The 26,177-nt window shown below is 72.9% G+C and carries 22 protein-coding genes and 1 tRNA gene; 8 read left to right on the forward strand and 15 right to left on the reverse strand.

Features of this window, described 5'->3' with window-relative positions; translation table 11 throughout:
- Nucleotides 1-53 precede the first annotated feature (53 nt).
- The 8 genes from ACZ47G_RS01255 to ACZ47G_RS01290 form a co-directional block, all read right to left on the reverse strand.
- A complete protein-coding gene (locus ACZ47G_RS01255; protein WP_465739374.1) occupies nt 54-758 on the reverse strand; it encodes a response regulator in 705 nt (234 codons plus the stop codon).
- Nucleotides 751-3,393: an ATP-binding protein gene (locus ACZ47G_RS01260; protein WP_465739375.1), complete on the reverse strand. Its 2,643-nt coding sequence runs from the start codon at nt 3,391-3,393 to the stop codon at nt 751-753. The genes ACZ47G_RS01255 and ACZ47G_RS01260 overlap by 8 nt, the downstream gene beginning before the upstream one ends.
- Nucleotides 3,394-3,578: 185 nt before the next feature.
- Nucleotides 3,579-4,208 (reverse strand): K(+)-transporting ATPase subunit C, encoded by a 630-nt coding sequence (gene kdpC, locus ACZ47G_RS01265; RefSeq protein WP_465739376.1) that lies wholly within the window; start codon nt 4,206-4,208, stop codon nt 3,579-3,581.
- Between the two features lie 21 nt (nt 4,209-4,229).
- The gene (gene kdpB, locus ACZ47G_RS01270; RefSeq protein WP_465739377.1) at nt 4,230-6,353 is read right to left on the reverse strand and encodes a potassium-transporting ATPase subunit KdpB; all 2,124 of its coding nucleotides are present in this window, start codon (nt 6,351-6,353) and stop codon (nt 4,230-4,232) included.
- Entirely contained in the window at nt 6,353-8,014 is a 1,662-nt protein-coding gene (gene kdpA, locus ACZ47G_RS01275) for a potassium-transporting ATPase subunit KdpA (RefSeq protein ID WP_465739378.1), read from the reverse strand. The genes kdpB and kdpA overlap by 1 nt, the downstream gene beginning before the upstream one ends.
- Before the next feature lies 1 nt (nt 8,015).
- Entirely contained in the window at nt 8,016-8,105 is a 90-nt protein-coding gene (gene kdpF / locus ACZ47G_RS01280; protein WP_380608319.1) for a K(+)-transporting ATPase subunit F, read from the reverse strand.
- Between the two features lie 492 nt (nt 8,106-8,597).
- Nucleotides 8,598-10,427, reverse strand: coding sequence for an APC family permease (locus tag ACZ47G_RS01285; RefSeq protein ID WP_465739380.1), 1,830 nt, complete (start codon nt 10,425-10,427; stop codon nt 8,598-8,600).
- Between the two features lie 356 nt (nt 10,428-10,783).
- Nucleotides 10,784-10,864, reverse strand: a tRNA-Tyr gene (locus ACZ47G_RS01290).
- 242 nt (nt 10,865-11,106) lie between these two features.
- Here ACZ47G_RS01290 and ACZ47G_RS01295 point away from each other — a divergent pair.
- The gene (locus ACZ47G_RS01295; RefSeq protein WP_380461575.1) at nt 11,107-11,595 is read left to right on the forward strand and encodes a YajQ family cyclic di-GMP-binding protein; all 489 of its coding nucleotides are present in this window, start codon (nt 11,107-11,109) and stop codon (nt 11,593-11,595) included.
- A 148-nt stretch (nt 11,596-11,743) separates the two neighbouring features.
- Here the strand turns inward: ACZ47G_RS01295 and ACZ47G_RS01300 are convergent, their stop codons facing one another.
- Both ACZ47G_RS01300 and ACZ47G_RS01305 read right to left on the reverse strand, forming a co-directional pair.
- The gene (locus ACZ47G_RS01300) at nt 11,744-12,322 is read right to left on the reverse strand and encodes a hypothetical protein (RefSeq protein WP_465739381.1); all 579 of its coding nucleotides are present in this window, start codon (nt 12,320-12,322) and stop codon (nt 11,744-11,746) included.
- Between the two features lie 108 nt (nt 12,323-12,430).
- Entirely contained in the window at nt 12,431-12,919 is a 489-nt protein-coding gene (locus tag ACZ47G_RS01305; protein ID WP_465739382.1) for a hypothetical protein, read from the reverse strand.
- Between the two features lie 378 nt (nt 12,920-13,297).
- Here ACZ47G_RS01305 and ACZ47G_RS01310 point away from each other — a divergent pair, with 378 nt between their 5' ends.
- From ACZ47G_RS01310 to mug, 6 genes are all read left to right on the forward strand, one after another.
- Nucleotides 13,298-14,827 (forward strand): APC family permease, encoded by a 1,530-nt coding sequence (locus ACZ47G_RS01310; RefSeq protein ID WP_465739383.1) that lies wholly within the window; start codon nt 13,298-13,300, stop codon nt 14,825-14,827.
- 1 nt (nt 14,828) lies between these two features.
- Nucleotides 14,829-15,266, forward strand: a complete 438-nt coding sequence (locus ACZ47G_RS01315) for a hypothetical protein (protein WP_465739384.1) — start codon at nt 14,829-14,831, stop codon at nt 15,264-15,266.
- Between the two features lie 9 nt (nt 15,267-15,275).
- Complete coding sequence (locus ACZ47G_RS01320) at nt 15,276-16,622, forward strand: M20/M25/M40 family metallo-hydrolase (protein WP_465739385.1); 1,347 nt, start codon at nt 15,276-15,278, stop codon at nt 16,620-16,622.
- Between the two features lie 129 nt (nt 16,623-16,751).
- On the forward strand, nt 16,752-17,831 hold the full coding sequence (locus ACZ47G_RS01325) for an aminopeptidase P family protein (RefSeq protein ID WP_465740010.1): 1,080 nt from the start codon (nt 16,752-16,754) through the stop codon (nt 17,829-17,831).
- A 148-nt stretch (nt 17,832-17,979) separates the two neighbouring features.
- Nucleotides 17,980-18,978, forward strand: a complete 999-nt coding sequence (locus ACZ47G_RS01330; RefSeq protein ID WP_465739386.1) for a phosphatase PAP2 family protein — start codon at nt 17,980-17,982, stop codon at nt 18,976-18,978.
- Nucleotides 18,979-19,001: 23 nt separating this feature from the next.
- Nucleotides 19,002-19,580, forward strand: a complete 579-nt coding sequence (gene mug / locus ACZ47G_RS01335; RefSeq protein ID WP_465739387.1) for a G/U mismatch-specific DNA glycosylase — start codon at nt 19,002-19,004, stop codon at nt 19,578-19,580.
- A 45-nt stretch (nt 19,581-19,625) separates the two neighbouring features.
- On the opposite strand, the gene ACZ47G_RS01340 is transcribed toward mug, so the two are convergent.
- The 3 genes from ACZ47G_RS01340 to ACZ47G_RS01350 all read right to left on the reverse strand — a co-directional run bounded on the left by ACZ47G_RS01340 (nt 19,626) and on the right by ACZ47G_RS01350 (nt 22,036).
- On the reverse strand, nt 19,626-20,585 hold the full coding sequence (locus ACZ47G_RS01340; RefSeq protein ID WP_465739388.1) for a M48 family metalloprotease: 960 nt from the start codon (nt 20,583-20,585) through the stop codon (nt 19,626-19,628).
- A gap of 3 nt (nt 20,586-20,588) precedes the next feature.
- The gene (locus ACZ47G_RS01345; RefSeq protein WP_380460393.1) at nt 20,589-21,014 is read right to left on the reverse strand and encodes a BlaI/MecI/CopY family transcriptional regulator; all 426 of its coding nucleotides are present in this window, start codon (nt 21,012-21,014) and stop codon (nt 20,589-20,591) included.
- Nucleotides 21,015-21,124: 110 nt separating this feature from the next.
- Nucleotides 21,125-22,036 (reverse strand): DMT family transporter, encoded by a 912-nt coding sequence (locus ACZ47G_RS01350; protein ID WP_465739389.1) that lies wholly within the window; start codon nt 22,034-22,036, stop codon nt 21,125-21,127.
- On the opposite strand from ACZ47G_RS01350, the gene ACZ47G_RS01355 reads away from it, so the two are divergent.
- Nucleotides 22,035-23,489, forward strand: a complete 1,455-nt coding sequence (locus ACZ47G_RS01355; RefSeq protein ID WP_465739391.1) for an aminotransferase-like domain-containing protein — start codon at nt 22,035-22,037, stop codon at nt 23,487-23,489. The two genes, ACZ47G_RS01350 and ACZ47G_RS01355, sit on opposite strands and share 2 nt — an antisense overlap.
- Before the next feature lie 129 nt (nt 23,490-23,618).
- Here ACZ47G_RS01355 and htpX read toward each other — a convergent pair whose 3' ends face one another.
- Nucleotides 23,619-24,482, reverse strand: coding sequence for a zinc metalloprotease HtpX (gene htpX, locus ACZ47G_RS01360; RefSeq protein ID WP_465739393.1), 864 nt, complete (start codon nt 24,480-24,482; stop codon nt 23,619-23,621).
- Nucleotides 24,483-24,600: 118 nt separating this feature from the next.
- Nucleotides 24,601-26,157: an NADH-quinone oxidoreductase subunit N gene (locus tag ACZ47G_RS01365; RefSeq protein ID WP_465739394.1), complete on the reverse strand. Its 1,557-nt coding sequence runs from the start codon at nt 26,155-26,157 to the stop codon at nt 24,601-24,603.
- Nucleotides 26,158-26,177 lie beyond the last annotated feature (20 nt).

Raw genomic sequence — 26,177 nt, forward strand, 5'->3', positions numbered from 1 at the left:
CGGCTCTTGACGGCTCGTTGACGGCCCCACGGGGCTCACGGGGCTCACGGGGCTCACGGCACGTACCGGTAGCCGATCCCCGGCTCGGTGATCAGGTGCCGCGGCCGGGCCGGGTCACGCTCCAACTTCCGGCGCAGCCCGGCGAGGTAGACCCGCAGGTAGTTGCCGCGCGCCTCCTGCTCCGGTCCCCACACCTCGCGCAGGATCTGCCGCCCGGGCACCAGCCGGCCCGGGTTGGCGAGCAGCAGGCTGAGGATCCGCCACTCGGTCGGGGTGAGCCGCACCGGGCCGCCCGGACCGAGCACCGTGGTGGCCGCGAGGTCGATGGTGTGGTCGCCGATCACCGGCTGTTCCGGCGGCACCGGGTTCAGCGGCCGGCGCAGCACCGCCCGTAACCGGGCCAGCAGTTCGTCCATCAGGAAGGGCTTGGTGAGGTAGTCGTCGGCGCCCGCGTCGAGGGCGCCGATCTTGTCGGCGGCGTCGGAGCGGCCGGAGAGCACGATGATCGGCGCCGCGCTGCGGGTGCGCAGTCCGCGCAGCACGTCCATGCCGTCGAGGTCCGGCAGGCCGAGGTCGAGCAGTACGGCGTCCGGGGCGGAGTGCGCGGCCCGGTCGAGCGCCTCGCCGCCGCTGGCGGCGGTGCGGACGGCGTACTTGCGGGCGCTGAGGTTGATCCGCAGGGCGCGCAGCAGGGCCGGTTCGTCGTCGACGACGAGGATCTCGCAGTTGTCGACGGTCCGTTCACTTCGTTCACTCATGGTGCGGTGGTTCCTCCCCGGCGTCGAAGTGCTCGGTGCTGAACTGCTCGGTGGTGAACTGCTCGGGCAGCTGCTCGGTGGTGAACTGCTCGTTCAGCTGGTCGGTGGCGCCTGGCCCGGTGGCGGCCGGCAGGATGAGCAGCATGGTGGTGCCGCCCCCCGGGGTGTCCTCCACCTCCAGGCTGCCGCCCATCGCCTCGGCGAGGCCCCGGGAGAGCGCCAGGCCCAGGCCGACGCCGGTGGTGTTGTCGGTGTCGCCGAGGCGCTGGAAGGGCAGGAAGACCCGGTCGCGGTCCTCGGGGGCGATGCCGGGGCCGCGGTCGATCACCCGGACCTCGACCTGGTCGGCGTGGTGGCTGGCGGTGACCAGGACGGGCGCGCCGGGGGCGTTGTAGCGCAGCGCGTTGGTGATCACGTTGGCGAGCACCCGCTCCAGCAGCGGCGGGTCGGCGAGCACCGGTGGCGCGGTGTCCAGGTCCAGCGGCTGGACCGGCGCGTACGGGTCGGGGAGGCTGTCCAGCGCCCTGGGCAGGATCTCGTCCAGGTGGGTCTCGGTGAGGTGCAGGGTGAGCGCGCCGGCCTGGAGGCGGCTCATGTCGAGCAGGTTGTCCACCAGCCGGGTGAGCTTGACCAGCGACTCGTCGGCGGTGGCGAGGAGTTCGGCCTGGTCCTCGGGCGAGAACTCGACGTCGGGGCTGCGCAGCGAGCCGACCGAGGCGCGGGCGGCGGCGAGCGGGGTGCGCAGGTCGTGGCTGACGGCGGCGAGCAGCGCGGTGCGCATCCGGTCGGCGGCCTTGATCGGCTCGACCTCCGCGGCGACCACGGCCAGCCGGTCGCGCTCCAGCGCGGCGGCGACGTGGGCGGCGAAGGCGGTGAGCACCCGCTGGTCGGCGGCGGGCAGCCGGCGGCCGGTGAGGACCAGCAGGGCGTCGACGCCGACCGGGACTTCGGTGGTCTCGTGCTGCGCCCCGCCGTCGTCCGGCTGCTCGGCCGCGCAGTGGGCGAGCACCTCGCCGTCGGAGCGGGAGAGCAGGGCGACGGTCTGCATGCCGAAGGCCGTCCGGGACTTCTCCAGCAGCGCGGGCAGCGCGTCGGCGCCGCGCAGCACGCTGCCGGCCAGGGTGGAGAGGGTCTCCGCCTCGGCGGTGGCGCGGGCGGCCCGGGTGGTGAGCCGGCCGGCGTGGTCGACCACGGTGGAGACGGCGAGCGCGATGGCGGCGAAGACCACCAGGGCGACGATGTTGTTGGTCTCGCCGATGGTCAGGCTGTGGACCGGCGGGATGAAGTAGTAGTTCAGCAGCACCGAGGCGATGAACGCGGCCAGCAGGGCGGACATCGCGCCGCCGAGCAGGGCGACGATGACCACGCCGAGCTGGAAGATCAGCGCGTCGGTGGTCAGGTTGATGGTGTGGTGCGTCTGGGAGAGCACCGCGGTGAGCAGCCAGGGCACCACGAGGCCGGCCAGGTAGCCGAGGACGGTGCGGCGCCTGGAGTGGCGCCGGCCCAGCGAGGGCAGCCGGCCGCGACCGGTGAACTCGTGGGTGACCATGTGGACGTCGATGTCCTCGGAGGCGTCCACGGTGGTCTGCCCGGTGCCAGGGCCGGTGAGGAAGCGGTTGATCCGGCCGCGGCGGCTGGTGCCGAGCACCAGCTGGGTGGCGTCGTGGGCGCGGGCGAAGGCCAGCAGCGCCGTGGGGACGTCGTCGCCGACCACCACGTGGTAGCTGCCGCCGAGGCTCTCGACCAGCTGCCGCTGCTGGGCGAGCGCGGCGGAGGAGGCGCCGGCCAGGCCGTCGCTGCGGGAGACGTGCACGGCCAGCAGTTCGCCGCCCGCGGCGACGGCGATCCGGGCGGCGCGCCGGACCAGGGTCTCGCCCTCCGGGCCGCCGGTGAGGGCGACCACCACCCGCTCGCGGGTCTCCCAGACCCGGTCGATGTCGTGGTCGGCCCGGTAGTCGCGCAGGCCCTCGTCCACCCGCCCGGCCACCCAGAGCAGGGCGAGTTCGCGCAGGGCGGTGAGGTTGCCGACCCGGAAGTAGTTGGATAGCGCGGCGTCCACCTTCTCCGCCTTGTAGACGTTGCCATGGGCCATGCGCCGGCGCAGCGCCTGTGGCGCCATGTCGACGAGTTCGAGCTGGTCGGCCCGACGGACCACCTCGTCCGGGACGGTCTCGCGCTGCGGGATGCCGGTGATCTTCTGGACGACGTCGTTCAGCGATTCCAGGTGCTGGATGTTGACGGTGGTGATGACGTCGATCCCGGCGGCGAGCATCTCCTCGACGTCCTGCCAGCGCTTGGCGTGGCGGCCGCCGGGGATGTTGGTGTGCGCCAGTTCGTCGACCAGGACGACGGAGGGCCGGCGGGCGAGCACCCCGTCGAGGTCCATCTCCTCGAACTCGGCGTCGCGGTACGAGCGGTGGACGCGCGGCAGGACCTCCAGGCCGTCGATCATGGCCTCGGTGTGACGGCGGCCGTGGCACTCGATGTACCCGACCACGACGTCGGCCCCGCGCTCCTGTCTGCGCCGGGCCTCGTCCAGCATCCGGTAGGTCTTGCCGACCCCCGGGGCGGAGCCGAGGTACACCCTCAGCCGGCCGGCGCGGATGCCGGAGCCGGGGGCGAGGTCGCGGGCCATGGGCACTGCTTCTTTCCATCAGGGGTGACGGCTGGGCGGTACGCGTCTGCGGATACGGGGCGGCCGACCTGGGTGCGGGAGGCATCCTCCCGCGCCCGGGTCGGCCCGGTCACCCCGGTACGGGGTGTGGTGTCACTGTTCGGTCACCTCTACTCAGCTACTTCTGCTCAGCCACTTCTGCTCGGTCACTTCGCTTCGTTGACGGCCGTGTTGAGCAGCACGACGTTGACGCCCTCCTGGCCGAGGAAGCCGGCCGAACGGCCCTCGGTGTACTTGTCGACCAGCTTGGCGACCGTCTCCACCGGGAGGTCGCGCTCCTTGGCGACCCGGTTGACCTGCTCCTTGGCGTAGGCCACCGAGATGTGCGGGTCGAGGCCGGAGGCGGAGGCGGTCAGCGCGTCGACCGGGACGCTCGCCGGGTCGACGCCGTCGAAGGCGGCGACGGCGGCACGGCGGTCGTTGACGGCCTTCAGCAGGTCGTCGCTGTTCGGGCCGAGGTTGCCGGCACCGGAGCTGTCGCCGGCGTGGTTGTTGGCGGACGGCCGGGGCTGGAACCACTTCGGGTCCGGCACCGGGTCCTCCTTCGGGTCGTCCGGGTTTTTCTTGGGCAGGTTGTAGTTCTGGCCGAGCAGGCTGGAACCGATCACCTTCCCGTCGGACTTCACCAGCGAGCCGTTGGCCTTGTCGCTGAACGCGGCCTGGCTGATCCCGGTGACCAGCAGCGGGTAGAGGACTCCCAGGATCACCGTGAGCACCAGCAGCACGCGCAGTGCGGTGAAGTGGGTGCGGACGGTCGTCGGCAGGGGCTTGGACATGGCGTTTCTCTCCTTCCCGCGTCAGCTGAGGCCGGGGATAAACTGGACGATCAGGTCGATCAGCTTGATGCCGACGAACGGCACCACCAGACCGCCGAACCCGTAGACCCCGATGTTGCGGCGCAGCAGCGAACTGGCGTCGGACGGGCGGTACTTCACACCGCGCAGGGCGAGCGGGATCAGACCGATGATGACCAGGGCGTTGAAGATGATCGCCGAGGTGATCGCGGACTGGGGGCTGTGCAGGCCCATGATGTTGAGGTGGCTCAGGCCCGGGTAGACCCCGGCGAACATCGCGGGGATGATCGCGAAGTACTTGGCCACGTCGTTGGCGATCGAGAAGGTGGTCAGCGCACCGCGGGTGATCAGCAGCTGCTTGCCGATCTCCACGATCTCGATCAGCTTGGTCGGGTTGGAGTCCAGGTCGACCATGTTGCCGGCCTCCTTGGCCGCCATGGTCCCGGTGTTCATCGCGACGCCGACGTCGGCCTGGGCGAGCGCGGGGGCGTCGTTGGTGCCGTCGCCGGTCATCGCGACCAGCTTGCCGCCCTCCTGCTCCTTCTTGATCAGGGCCATCTTGTCCTCGGGCGTGGCCTCGGCGAGGAAGTCGTCCACGCCGGCCTCCTCCGCGATCGCCTTGGCGGTCAGCGGGTTGTCGCCCGTGATCATGATGGTCTTGATGCCCATCCGGCGGAGCTCGTCGAAGCGCTCCCGCATGCCCTCCTTGACCACGTCCTTGAGGTGGATGACACCCAGGACGCGAGCGGGCTCGCTGCCGACCTTGGCGGCCACGACCAGCGGGGTGCCACCGGCGGCGGAGATGCCGTCGACCAGGGTGGCGACCTCGTCGCCGACCGAACCGCCGTTCTCCGTCACCCAGTTGCCGACCGAGCCGGCCGCGCCCTTGCGGACCTGGTGGACGCTGCCCGCCTCGTCCAGGTCCACGCCCGACATCCGGGTCTGGGCGGTGAACGGCACCCACGTGGCGTGCGTCAGCTCACCCTGGGCGCGGGCCCGCAGACCGTACTCGGTCTTGGCCAGGACCACGATCGAGCGGCCCTCGGGGGTCTCGTCCGCGAGGGAGGAGAGCTGCGCGGCACCGGCCAGTTCGTCGGTGCTCACGCCCGGGGCGGGCAGGAACTCGGCGGCCTGGCGGTTGCCCAGGGTGATGGTGCCGGTCTTGTCGAGCAGCAGGGTGTTGACGTCGCCGGCGGCCTCGACGGCGCGGCCGGACATCGCCAGCACATTGCGCTGGACCAGCCGGTCCATGCCCGCGATGCCGATCGCGGAGAGCAGCGCGCCGATGGTGGTCGGGATGAGCGCCACGATCAGGGCGACCAGGACGATCATCGACTGCGGGGCGCCCGCGAAGGTGGCCATCGGCTGGAGCGTGACGACCGCGACCAGGAAGACGATGGTCAGCGAGGCCAGCAGGATGTTGAGCGCGATCTCGTTCGGCGTCTTCTGCCGGGCGGCGCCCTCCACCAGGGCGATCATCCGGTCGATGAAGGACTTGCCGGGCTCCGAGGCGATCTTCACCACGATCCGGTCGGACAGCACCTTCGTGCCGCCGGTGACGGCACTGCGGTCGCCGCCGGACTCGCGGATCACCGGCGCGGACTCACCGGTGATCGCCGACTCGTCGACGCTCGCGACACCCTCGACCACGTCGCCGTCACCGGGGATGACCTGCCCGGCCTCGACCACCACGTGGTCACCGAGCTGGAGCGCGGTGCCGGGCACCTCCTCCTCGTCCTGGCTCTTGGGCCAGTCCAGCAGGCGCCGGGCGACGGACTCGGTCTTGGTCTTGCGCAGGGTGTCGGCCTGGGCCTTGCCACGGCCCTCCGCGACGGCCTCCGCCAGGTTGGCGAAGATCGTGGTGAGCCAGAGCCACACGGTGATGGCCCAGGCGAACACCGACGGGTCGGCGATCGCGGAGACGGTGGTGACCACCGAGCCCACCTCGACCACGAACATCACCGGGTTCTTGACCATCACCCGGGGGTCGAGCTTCTTCACCGCGTCCGGCAGGGACGCGACGATCAGCTTCGGGTCGAGGAGGCCGCTCTGCACTCTGTGCGGCGCGGCTGGCTCAGCCGGGTGGTCGGCCGGTGCGGGGTTGAGCGTAGGGGTGGGGGTGGACATCAGGAGAGACCTTCCGCGAGCGGCCCGAGGGCCAGGGCCGGGAAGTAGGTGAGGCCGACGACGATCAGGATCACGCCCGACAGCAGGCCCACGAACAGCGGCTTGTGGGTGGGCAGGGTGCCCGGAGTGGCCGGAACCGGCTGCTGCTGCGCGAGCGAACCCGCCAGCGCCAGGACGAAGACGATCGGCAGGAAGCGGCCGAAGACCATCGCGAGACCGAGCGCGGTGTCGTACCAGTCGGTGTTGACGGTGATGCCGGCGAACGCCGAACCGTTGTTGTTGGAGGCCGAGGTGAAGGCGTACAGCACCTCGGAGAAGCCGTGGGCGCCCGAGTTGAGCATCCCGGCCCGCTCGCCCGGCAGGGCCATCGCGACACCGGTGCCCACCAGCACGATGGTCGGGGTGGTGAGGATGTACAGCGAGGCGAACTTCATCTCCCGGCCGCCGAGCTTCTTGCCCAGGTACTCGGGGGTGCGCCCGACCATCAGGCCGGCGACGAAGACCGCCACCACGGCCAGCACCAGCATGCCGTACAGGCCGGAGCCCACACCGCCGGGCGCGATCTCGCCCAGCATCATGTTGAAGATCGTCAGACCGCCGCCGAACGGCGTGAACGAGTCGTGGAAGGAGTTCACCGCGCCGGTCGAGGTCAGCGTGGTCGACGTGGCGAACAGGGCGCTGGCGGCGATGCCGAAGCGCTGTTCCTTGCCCTCCATCGCGCCGCCCGCGGCCTGCAGGGCGGTGCCGTGGTGCTGCGACTCGGCGAGGGTCATCAGCGCGGCCGAGGCCACCCAGAACAGGCCCATCACCGCGACGATCGCGTAGCCCTGTCGGTTGTCGCCCACCATCCGGCCGAAGGTCCGCGGCAGGGCGAACGGGATCAGCAGGATGAGGAAGATCTCCAGCCAGTTCGTGAAGCCGGTCGCGTTCTCGAACGGGTGCGAGGAGTTGGCGTTGAAGAAGCCGCCACCGTTGGTGCCGAGTTCCTTGATGACCTCCTGGGAGGCCACCGGGCCGCCCGGGATCTTCTGGATCTCACCGGTGAGGGTGTGCGCCTCGGTGAAGCCGTGGAAGTTCTGGATCAGACCGTTGGCGGCCAGGACCAGCGCGAACAGGAACGCCAGCGGCAGCAGCAGCCGCAGGTTGATCCGGACCAGGTCCACCCAGAAGTTGCCGATGCGGTCCGTCCTGTTCCGGGTGAAGCCCCGGATCAGCGCGGCGACGACGGCGATGCCGACGGCCGCGGAGACGAAGTTCTGCACCGCAAGGCCCGCCATCTGCACCAGGTGGCCCATCGCGGACTCGCCGCTGTAGGACTGCCAGTTGGTGTTGGTGACGAACGAGATCGCGGTGTTCCAGGCCTGGTGGCCCTCCATCTGCGGAACGCCCAGGTTCAGCAGCAGGTAGCCCTGGAGACGGATCAGGCCGTAGAGGAAGAGCACCGAGACGGCCGAGAAGGCCAGCACCGAGCGCAGGTACACCGGCCAGCGCTGATCGGCGTCACCGTCGACGCCGATCACCCTGTAGATGCCGCGCTCGACTCTGAGGTGCTTGGCGGTGGTGAGGGTCTTGGCGATGTAGTCGCCAAGGGGGCGGTAGCAGAGGGCCAGCGCGCCGACGAGGGCGAGGGCCTGCAGCCAGCCCGCGAGAGTGGATCCCATGTCAGAACTTCTCCGGGAAGATCAGCGCCACGACGAGGTAGCCGACGAGAGCGACGGCCACGACCAGACCTGCGATGTTCTCCACGCTCACAGCTTCTCCACCCCCCGCGCGATCAGGGCGATGACGGCGAACACGGCGACCGTGACACCGACGTAGATGAGATCGGACATGGGCTCCACCAGCGTGGTTCGGGAGATGCCGCGGACGGGCCGAAGGGCCTCCGTGCGGCACCGGCGGACGACCGGCAAATGAAGGAAATCAGCCGTTCAAGGCGCGTTAGGGGCGCCCTGACGCCCTCCATACGGGTGAATGCGGTCCGTTGACGCGACCTTGACGCCCGCTTCACCGGGCCGAGACCGCCGTGACCTTGCCGAGACCTGGGACCCCCGGGGCGGAGCGGGACGCACGCGGCCCCGGGACGGCTGCGCGGCCGTCCCGGGGCCCGTGGGTTCACCCGTCAGTCTCCTCCGGCCCCGCCGGTTCCCGCCGGCCCTGCCGACCCCGCCGGTCCCGCCGGTCCCCGCCGACCCCCGCCGACCCCGCCGGTCCTGCCGGTCCTACCGACCCCCGCCGGTCCTGCCGTCACATCCGCATCCGCAGCCGGCAGACCACCGCGTCGGTGTGCCGGCGCAGGGCGCGGTCGATCACCGCGCCGCGCCGGTTCTGCAGCGCGCGCTGGTACCAGTGGGCGGGCTCGACCTCGGGAATCAGCACGGTGAGCCGGTCGTAGGCGTGCTCCCGCCCGAGCGTGTTGACGAACTCGGCGATCGGCCGGCCGAGCCGCCGGTGGTCCTCCGAGATCTCCAGCAGTGGCACCCCGGGCTGCCACAGCTCCCAGTCCCGGCGCAGCGCCTCGGCGTCGGCCGGGTCGTGCACCACGGTCACCGCGAACACCTCGTCGCCCAGCGACAGCGCCGCCGACAGGCCGTCCCGGGTGAGCCGGGTGATCGCCGTCACCGGGACGACCACCAGGCTCCTCCGGCGGGTCACCGCGCCCGGCACCCGGCCGAGCTCCAGCCGTTCGCCGATCCGCTCGTAGCCGCGGTGGATCGCCTCGAACAGCACCACCAGCAGCGGCAGGGCCACCACGATGCCCCAGGCGCCTTCGGTGAACTTGGTGCCGGTCACCACGAGGGTCGCGACGCCGGTCAGCACCGCGCCGAAGCCGTTCAGCGCGGCCTTCCGGCGCCAGCCGGCCGGGCGGTGCAGGTTCCAGTGCCGGACCATGCCGACCTGGCAGATGGTGAAGCCGACGAACACACCGATCGAGAACAGCGGCACCAGGCTGTTGACGTCGCCGCCGGAGCCGACCAGCAGCGCGGCCGACACCGCGGCCAGGAACAGCACGCCGTACCGGTACACCTGGCGGTCGGCGCGCAGCGCGAAGACGTGCGGGAGGTGGTTGTCCCGGGCGAGCAGGTCCATCAGCACCGGCAGGCCGCCGAAGGAGGTGTTGGCGGCCAGCCCGAGCAGGACCACGGTGGCGAACTGGACGACGAAGAAGCCGACGCCGTGGCCGAGCGAGGCGTCGGCGAGCTGGGCGAGCACGGTGACGCCGTCGACCGGCTGGAGGTGGAAGCGGCCGATCAGCACGGCCAGGCCGATCAGCATCACGCCGAGCAGGGCGCCGAGCGCGACCTCGGTGTGCTGGGCCCGCTTGACCCGCGGGGTGCGGAAGGAGGGGACGGCGTTGGCCACCGCCTCGACGCCGGTCAGCGCCGAGCAGCCGGCCGCGAAGGCCTTGAGCAGCAGCAGCGCGCCGACCGCGGTGGCGTTCTCGGCGAGCACCGAGGCGTGGCCGGCGGCGGCCGCGGTGCTGGCCGGGCCGTCGCGGAACAGGCCGACCACGATGATCGCCATGATCGACAGCACGAACACGGCCGTCGGCACCATGAACCAGCGGGCCGACTCGGCGATGCCGCGCAGGTTGACGGCGGTCACCAGGGCGAGCACGCCGAGGCAGAGCCACACCCGGTCGCCGTACAGACCGGGGACGGCGGAGGTCAGCGCGGCCACCCCGGCGGTCACCGAGACCGCGACGTTCAGGATGTAGTCGATCACCAGCGAGGCGGCCGCGGTCAGCGCCGTCCGGCGCCCCAGGTGGGCCTTGGCCACCGCGTAGGAACCGCCGCCGTCCGGGAAGGCCGCGATCACCTGCCGGTAGGAGGCGACCAGCACCGCGAGCAGGACGGCGATCGCCACCGTGACCGGCACCGTGAAGCCCAGCCCGTACCCGCCGGCCGCGGCCAGCACCAGCACGATCGACTCCGGGCCGTACGCCACCGAGGCCATCGCGTCCAGCGACAGCGCCGCCAGCCCGCCGAGCGCACTGAGCCGGTGTCGCTCGTCGCCCGCCCCGGTATCCGGCGGTTCGTCGGCCGTCACGGCCGGCGTGGAGATGGCGCTGGACATCGGACGGGACCTCCGCAGTCGGGTACGTGCTCCGAATCCTGCGGTTCGGGCGCCCCGGCCGGGCCCGTCCCCTACGTCTTCCTGACGCCGCCACCAGAGCCCTTGACGCGGTCTTGGCGCGACGGCGGCGCGGCGGGAGGAGTGCTTGACGGGGGTGGGGTGAGCCGTTGTCCCGGCGGGCGCCGGTTGGGAAGACGATCAGCTCGGTCGAAGGACTCCCACCCCCGACCCCCCACTCTGCTGCCCACAGCAGGTAATTGCAAGCAATGCGCAATAACAGCCCTCGCCTGCGCCCGGGCGCACGAAAAAGCCCCCGATCCGCGTTTCCGCAGATCGGGGGCCGTTTCTCTATCCTGTGGCTGGTGCAGGGTTCGAACCTGCGTAGCTTGCGCGACAGATTTACAGTCTGCTCCCTTTGGCCGCTCGGGCAACCAGCCAGGATTTTCGTTTCCGGGGGCTCGCGCCCCGTTCGACTTGGTAAACCATACCTGATCCCCCGGGGTGCTTCGCCACTCGGTAGATCACCCGAGAGACCACCCAGGAGATCGCTCGACGATCAAGGAGCGCCGCGCGGCGGTCACGGGCGGGGCCGGGGTGACGCTGGATAGGCTTGGGCGGCGGGCGTCCCGGTGGGGCGGGCCGTGTCAGTGAAGCCAGAGCATCAAGGAGACCAACACCCATGGCCGACTCCAGTTTCGACATCGTCTCGAAGGTCGAGTGGCAGGAGGTCGACAACGCGATCAACCAGACCTCCCGCGAGATCGCCACCCGCTTCGACTTCAAGGGCGTGGGCGGCGAGATCAGCCGCTCCGGCGAGAAGATCGAGATGAAGGCCAACGGCGAGGAGCGCGTGCGCGCCATCCTGGACGTGCTGCAGACGAAGTTCATCAAGCGCGGCCTCTCGCTGAAGGCCCTGGACGCCGGTGAGCCGCAGCTGTCCGGCAAGGAGTACAAGATCTTCGCGGACATCAAGGAGGGCATCACCACGGAGGATGCCAAGAAGGTCGCGAAGATCATCCGGGACGAGGGCCCGAAGGGCGTCAAGGCCCAGGTCCAGGGCGACGAGCTGCGCGTCAGCTCCAAGAGCCGCGACGACCTCCAGGCCGTCCAGGCGCTGCTCAAGGGCAAGGACCTGGACTTCGCGATCCAGTACGTGAACTACCGCTAGTCGACTTCTCCTGCCCACCCGCCCGCGCGCGGGGAACAGGGGGGACAGGACGGCACGGCCCCGCTCCCGGATCCGGGAGCGGGGCCGTGCGCGTCGGCGCGTCCGGCCGGCGATGGGGGCGGCCGCTGGTGGGGCGGCCGCGGGTGGATCAGTCGGCGGCGGGGAGGGGGTGGGCGGTGGCGGTCAGGGCCTGCACTTGGGCGCGCAGGGCGTCCAGCTGCTCCTGAAGGCCCGCGGGCGCGGAGCCGGGCAGCTTGGGCGGGGCCGGGACGGTGGACGGGACGGTGGGCAGCGCCGGCACCGACGGGAGCCCGCCGAGCAGGTTCTGCAGGATGCTCTGCAGGGAGGCGACCAGCTGCTGGACGGCGCCGAGGTCGGGGACGGCGGAGGTCACCGTCGAGAGCAGGTCGGTGACCAGCTTGACGACGTCGCCGAGCGCCCCGAGGGCCGCACTCGGGTCCGGCGTGGCCGGGAGCGCGGGGAGGGCCGGCGCGGCGGGGGTGCCGGGGACGGCGGGCAGTGCCGGGTCGTCGACGGCCGGGAGGGTGGTCGGCGGCGCCGGGACGGTGACCGGGGTGACCGGGACGGCGGCAGCGGCAGTGGTGGAGGAGGAGACGGTGGTACGGGGGGCCGCGGCTCCATGGCCGGCGGCGGTGGCGGACGCCGTGGCGACCGTGGTCAGCGCAAGGGCTGTGGTCAGCACGACGGCCATCCGGGTGGCACGCATGGGTACTGCTTCCTCTCAGTGCGAGTCAGGCGAGATCGCCTGACTCACACCGTGCGGTCGCCGTCCGGACGCAGCCACCGCAGGTACGCCGAACGGCGGCGCGTCGGTTCAGCCCGCCGCCCAGTCGGCGGTGCAGCGGCGCGCGCCCAGTCCGACGGAGGCGAACTCGTCCACCCGGCCCGGCTCGACGTGCCCGCCGAGCCGCCGCAGGGCCCGGGAGATCGGGGTGCCCTCGGCCGGGACGGGCTCGAACTCGCCGCTGGTGAGCGGGCCCAGGACGACCCGGCCGTCCGACCAGACGGCGGCCCGCTGGGTGCCGATGCCGCCGAAGTACTCGGCCTCGACGCAGGCGATCGGACCGGCCTTCGACCAGGCGGCGAGCCGGAGTTCGAAGCCGTCCGGGTGCCAGCCGAATCCCGCCCCGCCGCCGGGCTTCGGCACGGCGGCGTCGCCCTGGAGCGCGGACAGCACGGCGGAGGTGACCGGGATCAGCGCCAGTCCCTGCGCCAGCGGCACCACCCGGGCCGCCGGCACCTCCGCCGCCGCCACCGACAGCAGCTCCAACATGCCTATCAGCGCTTGGAGTTCATACGACATGCCCGCCATCGTGTCCCACCGCACCGACAGTCGGCCCGGAATTTATCGTTCCGTGCCCGCGCGGAGACCGTAGAACAGGGTGAAGAGGGTCACCTCCACGGCGTCATCGGCCGTACTCGGACCTTCCGCCGTCAGCTCGTCCAGGAGTTCCTGGAGTTGGGACCGCAGTCGGGCCGGCCGGGCCGGTTCGAACCGCAGCGCGAAGTCCGCGAACAGACCGGACGGGGCTGAGCGCCGGTCACCCGCACGGCCGCCCGCCGCATGCGGCGGGCGCGGCAACCGGGTGAACTGACCGGGTACGGCCCACCCCCGGGGCCCCTTCCCCGGCGCCCCCGCGCCCCCCGCGCAGCCGACCGGGGCCGTACCGGAGGAGGACCGATGAGTTCCACCGACGCGCCCCCACCCGGCCCCGGGGACGCCGCCGGCCCGGCCACCCGGGAGCGCACCGGCTCGGTGGCCAGCCGGCTGGCCGCCGCCCCGCGGATGTCCTGGGTCACGCTGGCCCTGATGACCACCAGTTCGGTGGCCAGCCTGCGCTCGGCCCCGACCATGGCGGTCTACGGGCTGGCCTGCGTCTTCCTCTACCTCGTCCCGGCGGTCGTGTTCCTGCTGCCGACCGCGCTGGTCTCCGCCGAGCTGGCCTCCGGCTGGGAGGGCGGCGTCTACCGCTGGGTCTCGGAGGGGCTGTCGAAGCCGATGGGCTTCCTGGCGGTCTGGTGCCAGTTCGCGATGACGATCTTCTACTACCCGTCGCTGCTGGCGTACGTGGCCTCGACCATCGCGTACGTGGTGAACCCGCGGCTGGCCAGCAACGGCCCGTACACCGCGGTCGTGATCATGGTGCTGTACTGGACCGGCGTCTGGGTCTCCGCGCGCGGCACGAAGGCGGTGGCCGGGCTCTCCTCGATGGGCCTGGTGATCGGCACCCTGATCCCCGGCACCCTGCTGGTCGTGCTCGGCTTCGTCTTCCTCGGCGAGGGCAACGCCTCCGCCGCGCCGATGGACACCGCACACCTGTTCCCGCAGTGGACCGGCCTGGCCAGCCTGGTGCTGATCGTCAACAACTTCCTCAGCTACTCCGGCATGGAGATGAACGCGGTGCACGTCTCCTCGCTGCGCGACCCGGCCCGCGAGTTCCCGCGGTCGATGTTCACCGCCTCCGCGATGGTGCTGGCGATCTTCATCCTGCCGGCGCTGGCGATCAGCTGGGTGGTGCCGTCCAGCGAACTGAGCCTCACCGCCGGGGTGATGCAGGCCTTCGACGCCTTCTTCCAGTACTTCGACATCGGCTGGCTCACCCCGGTCATCGCGGTGGCGCTGATCGCCGCCTCGCTCGGCGGCATGCTGACCTGGCTGGCCGGGCCCTCCAAGGGCCTGCTGATGATCTCCCGCCAGGAGGGCTACCTGCCGCCCTTCCTGCAGAAGCTCAACCGGGAGGGCGTCCAGCAGAACCTGCTGGTCACCCAGGGCGTGATCACCACCGCGATCGCCCTGCTGTACGCGCTGATCCCGAACGTCTCCAGCGCCTACTGGATCTTCTCGGTGATCACCACCCAGGTGTACCTGATCGTCTACCTGCTGATGTTCACCGCGGCGATCCGGCTGCGCCGCACCCAGCCGGACCACCCGCGCGGCTACCGGGCCCCGGCCCTGGTGCCGATCTGCGTGATCGGCCTGCTCGCCTCCGCCGCCGCGATGGGGATCGGCTTCGTACCGTCCTCGCAGTTCGGCAGCGGCAGCGTCTGGACGTACATCGGGATCGTCGGCGGCGGCCTGCTGCTGCTCGGCCTGGTCATCCCCTACCTCTTCCTGCGGCTGCGCAAGCCGGGTTGGCGCTCGCCCGAGGCGGCGGCCGAGCTGGCCGCCCAGGAGGCGCAGGAGCTGCGCGGCACCGAAGGGGGTGCGTGAGATGACCAGGAGCGTGATGGCCTCCCGGCACCGCTGGATCTACCTCGGCTCGATCGCCCTGCTGGTCGCGATGCTGATCACCGGCCTGCTGTCGTTCACCCAGCTGCACGCCACCGACCTGGCCGCCCGGAAGGCGAAACAGCTCTCCGACCGGCTGAGTTCGGCCGGCTACCCGGTGCCCACCCAGGACCAGATCGTCCGCACCCTGGGCGAGGACGGCGGCGCGGTCTGCGCCGACCCGGCGAACGCGCTCAACCAGGCGCAGTGGTCGTACGGGATGTCCAACGGCGCCGGCGGGCCCGGCCAGCGCCCGGTGCTGTCCGACCGCGAGGCGGTGCGGGCCGAGGCGATCGTGCTCTCGGTGTACTGCCCGGACCGCCTCGCCGCCGTCCAGGGCCGGATCGACGACCTCGACCTGCGCGACACCGTCCGCAAGTAGGAGCTTCAGATGACCGACGAACTCGCCCGCCGGATCGATGAGTTGATGCCCCGGGCGCAGGCCGACCTGGCCGAGCTGGTGGCCATCCCGTCCGTCGCCGACCCCCGGCAGTACCCGCCGGCGAAGTGCCGGGAGGCCGCCGAGTGGGTCGCCGCCGCCTTCACCGAGGCCGGTCTGCGCGACGTCCACCTGGAGGAGACCCCGGACGGCAGCCACGCCGTGGTCGGCCACCGCCCGCCGCCGCCCGGTGCCCCGACCGTGCTGCTCTACAGCCACTACGACGTCCAGCCCCCGCTCGACGACGCCACCTGGACGTCCCCGCCGTTCCGGCTCACCGAGCGCGACGGCCGCTGGTACGGGCGCGGCGCCGCCGACTGCAAGGGCAACATCGTCATGCACCTCACCGCGCTGCGGGCGCTCGGCGAGGCCGTCCCGGTCGGCCTCAAGCTGGTGGTCGAGGGCTCCGAGGAGCAGGGCACCGGCGGCCTGGAGCGGTACGTGCCCCCGCACGCCGGGGAGTTGCACGCGGACGCCCTGCTGATCTGCGACACCGGCAACGCCGCCGTCGGCGTCCCCACCGCCACCACCTCGCTGCGCGGGGTGGTCACCGTGGTGGTCGGCGTCCGGGCCCTCGCCGGCGACGTGCACTCCGGCATGTTCGGCGGCCCCGCCCCGGACGCCCTCGCCGCGCTGATCCGGATGCTGGACTCGCTGCGCGGGGCCGACGGCGGCACCCTGATCGACGGCCTCGACTGCCAGGGGAGTTGGAGCGGCGCCGGGTACGACGAGAGCCGGTTCCGCACCGACGCCGGCGTGCCGGACGGCGTCCGGCTGACCGGCTCCGGCACCGTCGCCGACCGGCTCTGGGCCCGCCCCGCGGTCACCGTCCTCGGCATCGACTGCCCGCCCGTGGTCGGCTCCGCCGCCGCCGTCCCGGCCACCGCCCGGGCCCGGGTGAGCCTGCGGGTGCCGCCCGGCACCGACGCCCGCGCCGCCCAGGACGCCCTGGTCGCCCACCTTGAGGCCGCCGCGCCCTGGGGCGTACGGGTCGAGGTGGAACGGGAGAGCGCCGGTGCGCCGTTCCGGGCCGGGACCGGCGGGCCCGCGTACGCCGCGCTCGACAAGGCGATGCAGGAGGTCTACGGCAAGCCGATGTCCTTCCTCGGCCAGGGCGGCTCGATCCCGCTCTGCAACGTCCTGGCCACCACCTTCCCCGAGGCGGAGATCGTGCTGATGGGCGTCGAGGAGCCGCGCTGCCTGATCCACGCGCCGAACGAGAGCGTCGACCCGGCGGAGATCCGGCGGATGGCCCACGTGGAGGCGCTGTTCCTCCGGCACTTCGCCAACAGCCGCTGACCGTGGCGTGGTTGCGAGAAGTCGGCGACCATCGAAGAACCGCAGTCCGTCCGGCCCAGTCCGGTGAAGCCGGCCCCAGGAGGAGCGACCGTGCCCCGTCCGTTCACCACCGAGGACCACACCGCCCGGATGGCCCGGGCCACCGCCGAGGCGACCGCGGCCGGGCTGGCCGGCCTGGTGGTCGCCCCCGGCCCCGACCTGACCTACCTGTGCGGCTACCAGCCCACCGCGATCACCGAGCGGCTCACCGCCCTCGTCCTCACCGCCGGGCGCCGGCCCGCGCTGGTCGTCCCCAAGCTGGAGCGCCCGGACGCCGAGAAGGCGCTCGGCGCCCCGGCCGTCGATCTGCTCGACTGGTCCGACGGCGAGGACCCGTACGCCACCGCCGGTCCGCTGTTCGAGCCGGCCGGCCGGTACGGCGTCTCCGACAACGCCTGGGCGATGCACCTGCTCGGCCTCCAGTCCGCACTGCCCGGCACCGCCTTCACCTCGCTCACCGAGACCCTGCCGATGCTGCGGGCGGTCAAGGACCCGGAGGAGCTGGAGCGGCTGGCCGCGGCCGGCGGCGCCGCGGACGCCGCCTACCGGGGCATCCTGGAGGTCCCCTTCGCCGGCCGCCGGGAGACCGACGTGGCGGCCGACCTCGGCGCACTGCTCATCCAGTACGGGCACAGCCAGGTCGACTTCACCGTCGTCGGCTCCGGCCCCAACGGCGCCAACCCGCACCACGAGGCCGGGAACCGGACCATCCGCACCGGCGACACCGTGGTGCTGGACTTCGGCGGCCTCAAGGACGGCTACGGCTCCGACACCACCCGCACCGTGCACGTCGGCCCGAACGTCCCGGACGAGGTGCGGAGGGTGCACGACCTGGTCCGGCTCGCCCAGCAGACCGCCTTCGAGGCGGTCCGGCCCGGGGTGAGCTGCCAGGAGATCGACCGGATCGCCCGACGGGTGATCACGGACGGCGGCTACGGCGAGTACTTCATCCACCGCACCGGCCACGGCATCGGGATCACCACCCACGAGCCGCCGTACCTGGTCGAGGGCGAGGAGCGGCCGCTGGTGCCCGGGATGTGCTTCTCGATCGAGCCCGGCGTCTACCTGCCCGGCCGGTTCGGGGTGCGGATCGAGGACATCGTCACGGTGACGGCGAACGGCGGACGGCGCTTCAACAACACTCCGCATGAGCTCGGCACCGTGTCCTGAACCGGCCGACGAGGCCGACTCGACGAACCGTTCGTCCGAGTTTCGGGACCTTCGTCCGCCGAGATTTGACCCAACAGTGCGGTTTTCTTACGAGCCGGTCATAGTTCACCCAGAGTCCTCCAAGCTTGCGTTGCTAGTTTCGGTGAGCATGACGAAGCTGCTGAGCCCGGCCCCGCCGCCCCCGGTGCGGGCCGGACGACTGCGTCCCGTGACCGACCGCGACCGCCGAACCGGCCTGTCGAGACTGCGGCTGCTGGCCTGGCCGGCCTACCTCACCGCCTTCGTCTGGTTCCTGGCCACCCAGGGCATGGCCTTCGCCAACGACGTGGTGTTCCTCTGGCTGATCGGCGCCCTGCTCACCGCCGCCGTCCACAGCGGCCACGGCACCCGCGGCTTCCTGCTGGTGCTGCGCGACTGGATCCCGGTGATGGCCGTGGTCTGGGCCTACTCCCTGCTGCGCGGCTACGGCGCCCACACCCCCTGGGCCCCGTACTGGCGGCCCCAGCTGCGCTTCGACGAGGTGCTCGGCTTCGGCGAGACCTGGACCGTACGGATCCAGCACGCCCTCTACACCCCCGGCTCACCGCACTGGTACGACTACGCCGCGACCGCCGTCTACCTCTCCCACTTCCTGGTCGTCTTCGTCCTGCTCGCCGTCCTCTGGCGGCGCGCCCACCAGCGCTTCCGGCAACTGCTCGCCTGCTACTTCACGCTGACCTTCGCCGGCTTCGCCACCTACCTCCTCTACCCGGCCGACCCGCCGTGGCTGGTCGCCCAGCAGGGCAACCTGCCGCCACTGCACCGGGTGGTCTGGGAGACCATCTCCACCATGGGCCTGCCGCAGGCCGACTCGCTGCTGGAGAACGGCAGCCAGTTCGCCAACGACGTCGCCGCGATGCCCTCGCTGCACTCCGCCTACCCGGCGATGCTGCTGTTCCTCTTCTGGCCCACCGCCCGGCCCTGGCTGCGCGCCCTGCTGGTCGCCTATCCGCTCGCGATGGCGTTCACCCTGGTCTACGGCGCCGAGCACTTCATCGTGGACGTCTTCGTCGGCTGGACGTACGCCGCCGTGGTCGTCTTCGGCCTGCGCCGGCTGCGCGACCGCCGCACGGCGCGGATCGCGGCCACGGCAGACTTGGCCCGGTGAAGCCGACGCCGACACCGCCACCGATGACACAGCCGAAGCCGACGAAGCCGACCAAGCCGGTGAAGCCCACCCCCGAGCAGCTCCGGGCCGCCCAGGACACCACCATCCCGGACATCACCGGGCCCGGGCTGCGGGTGCTGTTCTGCGGCATCAACCCGGGCCTGTGGTCCGGCGCCACCGGGCACCACTTCGCCCGCCCCGGCAACCGCTTCTGGCCCGCCCTGCACCGCTCCGGCTTCACCGAACGCCAGTACCGCCCCGACGAACAGGACGAACTGCCCGCCCTCGGCCTCGGCATCACCAACGTCGCCCCGCGCACCACCGCCAAGGCGGACGAACTCACCGCCGAGGAACTGCGCGCGGGCGGCGCGGCGCTGCGCGAGCGGGTGCTGCGGCTGCGGCCCCGGGTGCTCGCAGTGCTCGGCATCGGCGCCTACCGGACGGCCTTCGGCCAACGGCAGGCCTCGATCGGGCGCCAGCCGGAGGGCATCGGCGACACCGAGGTGTGGGTCCTGCCCAACCCGAGCGGCCTCAACGCCCACTACACCCTGGACGCGCTGGCCGCGGAGTTCCGCCGGCTCCGGGAGAGCCTCGACGGCTAGGACCTATCCGGGGCGAGCAAAACGCCCGGCCCGGCCGGACAGGGCCTAGAGCGGCGTGACGGCCTTGAGCACCACCAGCAGCGCCACCGCCGCGTTCAGCGCGCACAGCGCCGAGGCCGCCGTGCCGGCCGCGGCGACCATCGCCGCCAGGCCCGCCGGGGTCTTGGCCGGCGGCCAGTTGCGGGCCGTCGGCACCGGGCCGAGCAGCGCGGCCACCCGGCGCGGCACCGGGCCGGGCTGGGCGGCGGCCGGGGCCGCGAAGGCCGCGAAACCGGGCGCCGGGGCGGCGTGCGAGACCAGGGCCGCCCGGGCCACCGCCCGGGCGGTGATCCGCCGGTCCCCCACCGCCTGGGCCGACTCCTCGTCCGCCCACCGCTCCGCGCTGAACGCCACCGCCGCCTGCAACGGCCGCAGGAACGGGTTGACGCAGGCGGCGAGCTGAGTGGTCAGCAGGTAGCGGTGGTGGCGGTGGCGCAGGTGTGCGCGCTCGTGCGCGAGCAGCGCCTCCCGCTCGTCCTCGGCCAGCCCGGCCAGCATCCCGGTGGAGACCACCACCCGCCCGGGCGAGCCGGGCAGCGCGTAGGCGTACGGGCTGCGGTCCGGCAGCACCGCGAGGTCACCGGCCTCGACCGGCCCCTCGGGCAGCCCGACCAGCGCCCGCCGGGCCCGGGAGCGGACCCGCAGGTGCCGCACGACCGTCCGGCAGCAGGCGAAGCCGACCAGCACCAGCAGCCACATCGCGGCCGTGCCGACCGTCTCGTGGTACGGCAGCGCGTGCCGCACCTCCGGGTCGGACCAGCTGTCCGGCAGCGGGTTGCCGGGGATCTGCGCGGTGCCCACCACGCCGATCAGCCCGAGGCAGAGCACACTGCACACCGCCATCACGGCGCTGATCACGGTCATCAGCCGGGCGGCGCCGCGCGGGTGCAGGTGCTGCTCGGTCAGCCGGGCGATCGGCACCGCGGTCAGCGGCAGGATGAGCGGGAGGAAGACGAAGAAGCCCACGGGTCAGCTCTCACGGTCGTCCGCTGCCGGATCCGCGGACGCGGCGTCCAACAGCGCCCGCAGCAGTTCCTCGTCGTGCGGCAGCAGCGCGGTGACGAAGCTGGCGAGTACGGCGTCCCGGTCCGCCTCGCCGTCGAGCATCCGCCGCATCCGCAGCGCGGCCAGCCCGGCGGCGTCGGCCGAGGCCTGCCACAGGTAGGAGCGGCCGGCGCGGCTCCGGGAGACGGCGTTCTTGGCGTGCAGCCGGGACAGGATGGTCATCACCGTGGTGTACGCCAGATCGCCCTCCAGGCGTTCCTGGACCCACCCCGCGCTCGCCGGGCCGGGCGCCAGCTGGAGCACCGCCAGCACCTGCGCCTCCAGCTCGCCCTGGCCGCGCCGTCGGGTCGGCGCGTCCCCGGACGCCGGGGCGTGCCTCTCGTCTGCCATGACGGCCCACTCCCTCCGGATGCCGCTCCCCGGACCGACGCGGGGCGCGGGGTCATCCTAACGAGCGGAGGACTCCTCCGGACGGCTCAACGCGAGGGTTCGGGCCCGCACTACGCACGGGCCCGCTGGGTGACCGCGATGCAGCCCAGCACCACCGCCGCCGTCACCGGTGCGGCCACCGGCAGGTCCTCGCCCAGCAGCAGCACCGACCAGACCAGGGTCAGCAGCGGCTGGGCGAGCTGCAGCTGACTGGCCCGCGGCACGCCGATCTCCGCCATCCCCCGGTACCAGAGCACGAATCCGCCGAACTGCGAGACCGCCGCGACGTACCCCAGCCCGGCCAGCGCCTTCGCGCCGAGGTGCACCGGTTCGGCGGCCAGCCCGTACCCGGCGGTCAGCAGCATCACGGGCAGCGCCGCCACCACCGCCCAGGCGATCACCCGGGCGCCCGGGAGGTCCCGGGACAACCGCCCGCCCTCCACGTACCCGGCCGCGCAGACCAGCAGGCCGACGAACAGGTAGAGGTCGGCGACGGTCGGCCGGCCGTGGCTCTGCAGCAGGGTGAAGGCCAGCACGGCCGCCGCCCCGGTCAGCGCCGCCGCCCAGAACGCCCGGGACGGCTGGCGGCCGGTGCGCACCGCCGCGATCACCGCCGTGGCCAGCGGCAGGAAGCCGATGACCACCGCCGAGTGGGCGGTCGAGGAGGTCCGCAGGGCGAGCGTGGTGAGCAGCGGGAAGCCCAGCACGCAGCCGGCCGAGACGACCAGCAGTCCGGGCCAGTGCCGGCGCTTGGGCGGCGGAGCGGCGGAGGCCAGCAGGTAGAGGCCGGCCAGCACCCCCGCCAGGGCGCCGCGCAGCCCGGTCGAGGTCCACGGGCCGAAGCCGGTCAGGGACCACGCGGTGGCCGGGAAGGTGAGCGAGAAGGAGGCCACCCCGAGGGCGGCGAGGGCGGTGCCGGAGGCGGGCCCGCCGGGCCGGGGTGCTATCGCCGCAGGCAGGGTAGCGCTATCTTGTACCGTCATGAATGAGCGTAGCAGCGTCGCCGAACTCGCCGAAAGCCTGCGGCGGGAGGTCGAGCGCTACCCGGAGGGGCGAAAGCTGCCCTCCAGCCGGGCCCTGATGGAACGCCACCAGGTCAGCCCGGTCACGGTCTCCCGCGCCATCGCGGTGCTGGTCGCCGAGGGGCTGGTGGTCTCCCGGCCCGGTGCCGGGGTGTTCCGGGCGGCGGCCTTCGCGGCGGCCCCTGGCATCCCGGCGGCCCTGGCCGCCCGGCCCGGTGACCTCTCCTGGCAGGAGGTCGCGCTCAACGCCGGCTCCGGTCCGCGCGACCTGCTGGCCGAACCGGTGTTCGCCACCCTCCGGGTGCCCCCGCCGGACGTGATCGACCTCAACAGCGGCTACCCGCACTCCTCGCTGCTGCCCGAGCGGCTGCTTGCCGCCGCCCTCGCCCGGGCCGGCCGCCGCCCGGGCGCCTGGGACCGCCCGCCCACCGACGGCCTCACCGAGCTGCGCGGCTGGTTCGCCCGCGACATCGGCGGCCACGCCGGACCGATCGGCGCCGGGGACGTCCTGATCACCTCCGGCGGGCAGGGCGGGCTCACCGTGGCACTGCGCTCGCTGGCCGCCCCCGGCTCACCGGTGCTGGTCGAGTCGCCGACCTACTCGGGCATCCTCGCGGTCATCCGGGCCGCCGGACTGCGGCCGGTGCCCGTCCCGATCGACGCCGACGGCGTCCGCACCGACCTGCTGGCCGACGCCTTCGAGACCACCCGGGCCCGGGTGTTCGTCTGCCAGCCGCTGTTCCAGAACCCCACCGGCGCGGTGCTCTCCCCCGCGCGCCGGGCGGAGGTGCTGCGGATCGCCCGGGCCGCCGGGGCCTTCGTGATCGAGGACGACTTCGCCCGGCTGCTCGTCCACGCGGACGCCCCGGCCCTGCCGCGGCCGCTCGCCGCCGACGACCAGGACGGCGTGGTGGTGCACCTGCGCTCGCTCACCAAGGCCGCCTCCCCCAACCTGCGGGTCGGCGCCCTCACCGCGCGCGGCCCGGCGCTCGCCCGACTGCGGGCCACCCAGGTGGTGGACAGCTTCTTCGTGCCCCGGCCGCTCCAGGAGGCGACCCTGGAACTCGTCTCCGACCCCGCCTGGGCCCGCCACCTGCGCACCCTCGGCGCCGAACTGCGCGACCGCCGCACCGCCGCGGTGGCCGCCCTGCACCGGGAGCTGCCCGGCGTGCTCGGCGCCTACCGGCCCGGGGGCTACCACCTGTGGCTGCGCTTCTCGGACGGCACCGACGACGGCGCCCTCGCCGCCGCCGCACTGCGCGCCGGCGTCCAGGTCACCCCCGGCCGGCCGTACCACGCCGCCGAACCCCCGGCCCCGCACCTGCGGCTCAGCTACGCCGCCGCCGACGGCCCGGCCCAGGTCGCCGAGGGCGTCCACCGACTGCGGACGGCCTACCAGGAAGCGACGGCCTGATCCGGCCCCGGGCGCCGAGCAGGCCCCTGCCCGCTACGGCCGGCCCCCGGCCACCCGCTACCGCCGGCACCCGGCCATCCGCTACCGCCGGCACCGGGCCATCCGCTACTGCCGATACCCGGCCACCCGCTACTGCCGGTACCCGGCCATCCGCTCCAGCCGGGCGATCCGCTCCGCCATCGGCGGGTGGGTGGAGAACAGCCGCGCGCCCGCCTCGCCCGGGCGGAACGGGCTGGCGATCATCATGTGGCTGGCCGTCTGCAGCTGGGGCTCCGGCGGGAGCGGCAGCTGGCGGGTGCCCGCGTCGAGCTTGCGCAGGGCGCCGGCGAGGGCGAGCGGGTCGCCGGTGATCCGGGCGCCGTCGGCGTCGGCCTGGTACTCGCGGGAGCGGCTGACCGCCATCTGGATCAGCCCGGCGGCGATCGGCCCGAGGATCATGATCGCGAGCATTCCGAACAGCCCGGGGCCGTCGTCGTCCTCGTTGCGGCCGAACGGGACCAGCCAGGCGAAGTTCACCAGGAACATCACCACCGAGGCCAGCGCCCCGGCGACGGAGGAGATCAGGATGTCCCGGTTGTAGACGTGGCTGAGCTCGTGCCCGAGCACCCCGCGCAGCTCGCGCTCGTCCAGGATCCGCAGGATGCCCTCGGTGCAGCAGACCGCCGCGTTGCGCGGGTTGCGGCCGGTGGCGAAGGCGTTCGGGGCCGGGGTCGGGGAGATGTAGAGCCGGGGCATCGGCTGGCGGGCCGAGGTGGAGAGCTCGCGCACGATCCGGTACAGCCCCGGCGCCTCGAACTCGCTGACCGGCCGGGCCCGCATGGCCCGCAGCGCGATCCTGTCGCTGTTCCAGTAGGCGTAGGCGTTCGTCCCGAGGGCGACCAGCAGGGCGATCACGAAGCCGGTCCGGCCGAAGAAACCGCCGATCACCAGGATCAGCGCCGAGAGGCCACCGAGCAGGACGGCGGTCCTCAGTCCGTTGTGCCGGCTGTGCACGTCAGGCCCTCCAGTGGTGCGGTGGGGAAGCCCTTTCTGCCTCGTCCCTCTTGCCCGCTCAACGGGCGGGGCCCGGGACCTTGTTCCCTTGTGACCGACGCGACACCCGGTCGGCGGCTCAGAACAGCGAGCCGCCGGCCACCTGGAGGACCAGCTGCGGGGCGACCGAGAGCACTACCGCGACCGAGGCGGTGAGCCCCAGCGTGGCGGTCAGGCCGATCGGTAGCCGCCGCTCGGCGCCGTCCTCGGCCCCCTGCTCGGCCTCGGCGTCGGCCGGGGCCGGGGCGAACAGCCGAGCCGTCCACAGCAGGTAGTAGTAGAGGGCGACGACCACGTTGACGGCCATCACCACGGCCAGCCAGCCCAGCCCGGCGTCCACCGCCGCGCGGAACACCACGACCTTGCCGAACAGGCCGATCACGCCCGGCGGCAGCCCGGCCAGGCAGAGCAGGAAGAAGGCCAGCGCGAGCGCCGTCCAGCGGTTGCGGGCGAACAGGCCGCGGAAGTCGTCCACCCTGGTCCCGGCCCGGCGGCCGACGGCGGCGACCACCCCGAAGGCGCCGAGGTTGACCACCCCGTAGATCAGCGCGTACGCGGCGGTCGCGCCGAGCGGGTCGGCGCCGGTGGGCGCGTAGCCGGCCGCGGCCAGCGGCACCAGCAGGTACCCGGCCTGGCCGACCGAGGACCAGGCCAGCAGCCGCACCGCGCTGTACCGGGTGTCGAAGCGCTGCCGCAGCGCGCCGACGTTGCCGACGGTCATGGTGACGGCGGCCAGCACGGCCAGCACCAGGCCCCAGGTGTGGGCGTACGGGCGGAACGCGATGGTGGTGGCCAGCGCGAGCCCGGACAGGCCGGCCGCCTTGCCGACCACCGAGAGGTAGCCGGCCACCGGCAGCGGGGCGCCGGTGTAGGTGTCGGGCACCCAGAAGTGGAACGGGACGGCGGCGACCTTGAAGGCGAAGCCGACCAGGGTCAGCACGGCCCCGGCCTCGGCCAGCGGCTTCAGCTGGCCGGGCGCGTGCTCCAGGCCCTGGGCGACGGCGCCGAGGTGCAGGCTGCCGCTGGCCGCGTAGACGAAGCCGATGCCCAGCAGCATCACGGCGGTCGCGGTCACCGAGGAGACGAAGAACTTGAGCGCGGCCTCCGCGCCCCGCCCGTCCCGGCGCAGCGCGACCAGGGCGAAGGCGGGCAGCGAGGCGACCTCCAGGGCGATCACCATGGTGGCGAGGTCGCGGGAGGCGGGCAGCAGGGCGGCGCCGGTGGCGCTGGAGAGCAGCAGGAACCAGTACTCGCCGCGGGGCAGCTTCTGGTCCTCGACGGTGTGCGTCGACAGCAGCGCCGCGATCAGCGCGCCGCCGAGGGCGAGCAGCTGGAACACCAGGGCGAAGTGGTCGGCGACGTACGAACAGCCTCCGCTGTCAGGGGCCCCTGCTACGTTCCGGAGGCAGAAGGTCGCCCGGGGTGATCCCCCGGTGAGGGGGAGGAGTGCGATGAGGGCGAGGGCGAGTCCGGCCACGGCGAGGCGGCCGAGCCACCGCTTGTGCCGCTCGGGCAGGAACAGGTCGGTGACCAGCACGGCGAGGGCGGCCACCGCGGCGATCAGCGGGGGCGCGATCGCCACCCAGTCCACGGACTGGATCAGGCTGCCCGGGTTGGCTACGGCGAGGGAGGTCACAGTGTGCTGCCCCGTGGAGT

The sequence above is a fragment of the Kitasatospora sp. NPDC030952 genome (assembly GCF_055571335.1).

Excerpts from the sequence above, each read along its gene's own strand:
- mug (WP_465739387.1), top strand. The coding sequence starts at position 19,002 with ATGACACAGCCGAAGCCGACGAAGCCGACCAAGCCGGTGAAGCCCACC.
- ACZ47G_RS01355 (WP_465739391.1), top strand. The coding sequence starts at position 22,035 with ATGAATGAGCGTAGCAGCGTCGCCGAACTCGCCGAAAGCCTGCGGCGG.
- ACZ47G_RS01260 (WP_465739375.1), bottom strand. The coding sequence starts at position 3,393 with ATGGCCCGCGACCTCGCCCCCGGCTCCGGCATCCGCGCCGGCCGGCTG.
- ACZ47G_RS01350 (WP_465739389.1), bottom strand. The coding sequence starts at position 22,036 with ATGACGGTACAAGATAGCGCTACCCTGCCTGCGGCGATAGCACCCCGG.
- ACZ47G_RS01310 (WP_465739383.1), top strand. The coding sequence starts at position 13,298 with ATGAGTTCCACCGACGCGCCCCCACCCGGCCCCGGGGACGCCGCCGGC.
- ACZ47G_RS01320 (WP_465739385.1), top strand. The coding sequence starts at position 15,276 with ATGACCGACGAACTCGCCCGCCGGATCGATGAGTTGATGCCCCGGGCG.
- ACZ47G_RS01300 (WP_465739381.1), bottom strand. The coding sequence starts at position 12,322 with ATGCGTGCCACCCGGATGGCCGTCGTGCTGACCACAGCCCTTGCGCTG.
- ACZ47G_RS01255 (WP_465739374.1), bottom strand. The coding sequence starts at position 758 with ATGAGTGAACGAAGTGAACGGACCGTCGACAACTGCGAGATCCTCGTC.
- kdpB (WP_465739377.1), bottom strand. The coding sequence starts at position 6,353 with ATGTCCACCCCCACCCCTACGCTCAACCCCGCACCGGCCGACCACCCG.
- ACZ47G_RS01315 (WP_465739384.1), top strand. The coding sequence starts at position 14,829 with ATGACCAGGAGCGTGATGGCCTCCCGGCACCGCTGGATCTACCTCGGC.
- kdpC (WP_465739376.1), bottom strand. The coding sequence starts at position 4,208 with ATGTCCAAGCCCCTGCCGACGACCGTCCGCACCCACTTCACCGCACTG.
- ACZ47G_RS01345 (WP_380460393.1), bottom strand. The coding sequence starts at position 21,014 with ATGGCAGACGAGAGGCACGCCCCGGCGTCCGGGGACGCGCCGACCCGA.
- ACZ47G_RS01305 (WP_465739382.1), bottom strand. The coding sequence starts at position 12,919 with ATGTCGTATGAACTCCAAGCGCTGATAGGCATGTTGGAGCTGCTGTCG.
- kdpA (WP_465739378.1), bottom strand. The coding sequence starts at position 8,014 with ATGGGATCCACTCTCGCGGGCTGGCTGCAGGCCCTCGCCCTCGTCGGC.
- ACZ47G_RS01330 (WP_465739386.1), top strand. The coding sequence starts at position 17,980 with ATGACGAAGCTGCTGAGCCCGGCCCCGCCGCCCCCGGTGCGGGCCGGA.
- ACZ47G_RS01325 (WP_465740010.1), top strand. The coding sequence starts at position 16,752 with ATGGCCCGGGCCACCGCCGAGGCGACCGCGGCCGGGCTGGCCGGCCTG.
- ACZ47G_RS01285 (WP_465739380.1), bottom strand. The coding sequence starts at position 10,427 with ATGTCCAGCGCCATCTCCACGCCGGCCGTGACGGCCGACGAACCGCCG.
- ACZ47G_RS01295 (WP_380461575.1), top strand. The coding sequence starts at position 11,107 with ATGGCCGACTCCAGTTTCGACATCGTCTCGAAGGTCGAGTGGCAGGAG.